At 66.8% G+C, this 1,350-nt stretch carries 3 protein-coding genes; all 3 read right to left on the reverse strand.

What is annotated here, in order from left to right:
- Positions 1–17: 17 nt before the first annotated feature.
- Positions 18–437 carry a PIN domain-containing protein gene (locus U9980_RS28080; RefSeq protein WP_322770686.1) on the reverse strand — a complete coding sequence of 140 codons (420 nt, stop codon included), beginning with the start codon at positions 435–437 and terminating at the stop codon, positions 18–20.
- The gene (locus U9980_RS28085) at positions 425–700 is read right to left on the reverse strand and encodes a type II toxin-antitoxin system Phd/YefM family antitoxin (protein WP_322770687.1); all 276 of its coding nucleotides are present in this window, start codon (positions 698–700) and stop codon (positions 425–427) included. Before U9980_RS28085 ends, U9980_RS28080 begins: the two co-directional genes overlap by 13 nt.
- Positions 701–925: 225 nt before the next feature.
- The coding region (locus U9980_RS28090; RefSeq protein ID WP_322770688.1) for a hypothetical protein at positions 926–1,350 on the reverse strand (425 nt) is incomplete at its 5' end.

Below are 1,350 nucleotides of genomic sequence, written 5' to 3' on the forward strand. Positions count from 1 at the left end.
GCCGCCGCTGCGCGTTCTTATCGGCCTGCGCGGTCGGGGGTGACCAGGCGGACGGTGACATCGGGCAGCTCGTCGAAACGGGCCTGTTCGTCGGTGGTCACCAGAACACGCTTGGTGGCGCGAGCGGTCGCGGCGATGATGAGGTCATGAGCCCCGCGGGGCTTGCCGGTGCGACGCGTGCAGGCGAGTAGTTCGGCATGGTGCTCGGCGACGTCAGGGGTGTAGTTCTCCACGGGGGTGACGGCGAGCATGTCCGCGAGGAACGCGCGTTGCGCGGCCCGGCTGGCCTCATCGGTGGCCAGCAATACGCCGACGCCATATTCGGCGAGAACCACGGCTGGTAGGACCACGTCGTCCTGATCGCTGATCGCGGCGAGGTCGAGTCGGCCCCGGGCGCCGTTGACCAGCACGCCCGTGTCGAGGATCAGCCGTGCCACGGGTCGATGTCATGCACAGTCGAAGCAGCTTCCCGCGCGCCGGCGACGTTGGCGGCGAACGTTTCGTCGACGCCAGCCTGGCCGCCCCAGCGGCGGAACACTTCCCGCAGGGCTTCGCCGTTGGTCTGTGGTGCTGGCATGATCACGGCGACCCGCCGTCCGCTGCGGGTCACGACTATCGTCTCGCCCTGCTCGGCCTCGTCCAGAACCGCGCTGAAATTCCGAGACGCTTCGGACGCCGTCATCACATGCATGCTCTTCATGATAGCTGATTCAGAACTTCTGATGACTGGGTTCGTCGACGACTGGGTGGCCTCACGCTTCTCCTCGACCACCCTGCCGACAGCCTGAAACCGGCTCCGGCCTGCAATCAGCCCCGGTCATAGCGATCTTTCGAGCTTTGTGCGATCGACAAGCGGGTATTCAGCGCACAAACCTCGAAAGATCGCCGGCTGCCGCCGCTGCGGCAGGGGGGTTGCCCTGTTCGGTCAGTGTGCGTGCCGATCCACCTGCGTTGCCTTGCAGGTAAAGCCGCCGGGCAGGTCGTCGTGCCCCCAGCTGACTCGCTGCGATGGGGACAATATCTGGCCGGGAGCGATGTTACTCACCGTCGCCACACCGGCTCCCGTGTCCGTCGGGTCGTCCTTGCTGCCGAACGCGATGTGGATGACATAGTCGCTGGCAACGGTCGAGTGGTTGGAGACGACGACAAAGGCGGTGGGCAACCCTGATTCGTACTCGATACCGCATGACACCGTCACGTCGGCTGCCGCCGGGGCCGTGGCGCTCGTCGGAACCGTCCGGACCTTGCTGGACGCGGACGGCGACCTGACCACACCGGGCTCCGCGGTGCGGTCGATCAGCCACTGGGAGACCGACGGCCGGACAGTGGCGCGCTCCCCGGTGGGAGCGG

The sequence above is a fragment of the Protofrankia sp. Cr1 genome, from assembly GCF_963555865.1.
Taxonomy (GTDB): Bacteria; Actinomycetota; Actinomycetes; order Frankiales; family Frankiaceae; genus Protofrankia.